This window comes from Trebonia sp., assembly GCF_049794275.1.
In the GTDB taxonomy this organism is placed as follows: domain Bacteria; phylum Actinomycetota; class Actinomycetes; order Streptosporangiales; family Streptosporangiaceae; genus Trebonia.
This window is the reverse complement of record NZ_JBARCR010000997.1, coordinates 1-2,937: the sequence shown is the minus strand read 5'-3', so window position 1 is coordinate 2,937 and position 2,937 is coordinate 1. Positions and strand designations below refer to the sequence as shown.

At 68.6% G+C, this 2,937-nt stretch carries 4 protein-coding genes and 1 pseudogene; 1 reads left to right on the top strand and 4 read right to left on the bottom strand.

Annotation, left to right across the window (positions count from 1 at the left end):
- From WA805_RS25260 to WA805_RS25245, 4 genes and pseudogenes are all read right to left on the bottom strand, one after another.
- Positions 1-224: pseudogene (locus WA805_RS25260) on the bottom strand (aminoglycoside phosphotransferase family protein); the annotation flags it as partial.
- 93 nt (positions 225-317) lie between these two features.
- A complete protein-coding gene (locus WA805_RS25255; RefSeq protein WP_424564609.1) occupies positions 318-869 on the bottom strand; it encodes a glutathione peroxidase in 552 nt (183 codons plus the stop codon).
- A gap of 47 nt (positions 870-916) precedes the next feature.
- Entirely contained in the window at positions 917-1,186 is a 270-nt protein-coding gene (locus WA805_RS25250) for a hypothetical protein (protein WP_425243581.1), read from the bottom strand.
- Positions 1,187-1,476: 290 nt separating this feature from the next.
- Complete coding sequence (locus WA805_RS25245) at positions 1,477-1,950, bottom strand: N-acetyltransferase (RefSeq protein ID WP_425243580.1); 474 nt, start codon at positions 1,948-1,950, stop codon at positions 1,477-1,479.
- 91 nt (positions 1,951-2,041) lie between these two features.
- Between WA805_RS25245 and WA805_RS25240 the strand changes: the two genes are divergently transcribed.
- A partial coding sequence (locus tag WA805_RS25240; protein WP_425243579.1) for an oxidoreductase occupies positions 2,042-2,937 on the top strand: 896 nt, incomplete at its 3' end.

Here is a 2,937-nt window from a genome sequence, read left to right as displayed (position 1 = left end):
GCCGACGGCTCGCCGAGGCGGCCGAGTGCCGTCCCTGGCAGGGCGGCGAGCGCGAGCACGGGCGGCTTCCGCCACAGGACCTCCGGAGTCGGGACCGGCACGATGGCCATCGCCTCGACCTCGACGTCGGTGCGCGTCTGATCAGCGTCGATCTTCAGGAACACGTCACCGACGCGCAGGGTCGCGCGCTCGTTGTGGGCGACGACGACCTCGACCTCCTCCACGCCGGCCATTATCGCGGGCTGACCACCGAATGTCGCCGGGTTTATCGCGTGCGACTGGGCGGCTGACCGCGTCCCGCCGCCCGGCGGAAGTCGTTACCCGGCCTGAAGTTCGCGCTCGATGGCGGCGGTGATCTGCTCGTCATCCGGAGTGACGTCCGGGGCAAAGCGATCGACGACCTCGCCGCGGGCGGAGACGAGGAATTTCTCGAAGTTCCAGAGCACCTCAGGGTCCTCGGTGGGCGTCATCCCGTAGCCGCGCAGGTTGCCGCGGAATGCCTCCTTGTCGCCCCGGGCCTGGGGTACCGCGGTGGTCAGCTCGGCGTACAGCGGGTGCTTGCCGGCGCCGGTGACCGTGATCTTCGAGAACATCGGGAACTGGACGCCGTAGGTGCCGGTGCAGAATTCGACGATCTCCTCATTGCTGCCAGGTTCCTGGCCCGCGAAGTCGTTGGCGGGGAAGCCGAGCACCGCAAAACCCCGGTCGCGGAACTCCTCGTACAAGCGCTCGAGTGCCTCGTACTGCGGGGTGAGCCCGCATTTGGATGCAACATTTACGACAAGCAGCACGTCACCCTGGTAATCGCCCAGGGTCGCCGCGGAGCCGTCAATCGTCTGAAGGGGAATCTGCTGGATCGCGGTAGTCACGTTCAAATCATCCCAGCAGGGCATGCGTAGCCGCCACCCGGCCATGCCTATTGGCCGGCGCGGTGCCCGTGCTGGCGGACGATGGCGCCCAGCACGTCGGTGGCCCTGGTCTTGCCCCCGCGGATGGCTTCCATCTCGGCCGTCGGCAGCCGGGTCGCCAGGGTCCACGGATTCCGTTCCCGTCGGCCGTTAACCCCGGTAAGCCGGTAGAACACCTGGCCGTCAGCGCGCATGATCCAGTCCCAGGACATCTCCCCGAGATTGCCGGCGGAACGGCCGCTGACCTGGGCGATCACCTTTGGGGAAAGCAATGCCATGGATAAGCCTCTCGCCGGGCGACCCCTGAGCGGAAAGTCCCGGTACCCCGCGTCCGGTCACGTTGCTCTGACCTGACAGAGGCTACCGTGTAACGCTGCAAAGGATTGCATAACGCGGCAATGGCGTGGTGAACGTCACATTCGACCGCTCCAAACGACGCGATCCGAAGGCCCGGACGCGACACGTACGGCTCTCTGGGACCGAAACCAGGGTGTCAGCCGGGCCGTGGAGCCGCTTGACTAGCCACAAGACCGGATTGCTGCAAACGTTTGTCCTACAGGCCGACGGGTCAGGTCCGCGGCGCGTACTGGATCGAATCAAACGGCCAGTCGCGTTCCACCCAGGCGAGGACCGCGTCGTGGAGGACCGGATCGAGCGCGGCGCAGTCGGCGCGTACCCAGGATCGGACGGAAGCGTGCCGCCGGCCCTCGCCGCCAAGCTCATGGCCGCTGGCCGGGTAGATGTACACGCAGCCGATAACGTCCCCGGTGCCGGCGCCAAGCACCGTGTAGGTGAACCCGCGGCGCTCGGCGAAGTCTTGTGCGTGCCGCTCCAGGTCGCGGAGATTGTCACTCAGCGACATCTCGTGCGGCCAGCTGCCGTTAGGGAACCCCGGCGTCGCCCGGATGTGGTCCATGCTGGCCGTCCAGGCGGCGTAATCGGCCTCGTTGTGCTGCGGCCCGAGCGGGGCCAGCCGGAATTCCCCGGCTATGAGCCCGTCGGGTACCGCGAAGTCTTCCGGAACGAACAGCTCATCGCTCATCGGGCGATAGTAACCCGGCTGCGGCGGCAGACACTCCGAGGTTGCCGCGCGGTCCCTGGTACCGTCGGAGTGTCCGAATGAACATTCACTCATGGAGATCGTCGTGAGCTGGAGCGCAGCGGACATCCCCGGCCAGCGGGGCCGCACGGCGGTCGTGACCGGGGCCAACGGCGGGCTGGGGCTGGAGACCGCGCGGCAGCTGGCGGCGAAGGGCGCGCATGTCGTGATGGCAGTGCGCAGCCAGGAGAAGGCGGCGGCCGCGGTCGAGGAGATCCGCGCTACCGCGCCGGATGCCGCGCTTGAGCTGGTGGCATTGGACCTGGCTTCGCAGGCGTCGGTGCGCGCCGCGGCCGGGCAGATCATGGCCGCGCACGAGACCATCGACCTGCTCATCAACAATGCCGGGGTGATGGGGATCCCCGAGGCCAAGACCGTCGACGGTTTCGAGATGCAGTTCGGCGTGGATCATCTGGGGCACTGGTCGCTGACCGCCCTGCTGCTGCCTGCGCTGCTGCGCGCACCCGGCTCCCGGATCGTGACCGTGACCAGCACGGCGCATCACATGGGCCGTGCCGTCGACCCGGCCAACCCGCACTTGCGCGGCCGCTACCGGCCGTGGCGCGCCTACGGCCAGGCTAAGCTCGCGAACTTCCACTTCGGCCTGGGGCTTCAGCGCGAGCTGGAGAGGGGCGGCGCGGGCACCGCCAGCCTGATCGCGCATCCGGGGCTGTCGAACACCGACCTGCAGGCGGTCAGCGTGCGAGAGACCGGCGGCGGAGCGAGCCAGCGGTTCTTCCTCTTCGCCGCCCGCCGCACCGGGATGACCGCCGCCGACGGCGCGCTGTCGCAGCTGCGGGCGGCGACTGACCCGGCCGCCAAGGGCGGCGAGTTCTACGGCCCGCGGTTCGTCAACAGCGGGCCGCCGGTGCGCAAGCCGATCGTGCGCAGGCTCGGCATGGACAAGGCGATCGCCGCGCTGTGGGAGGT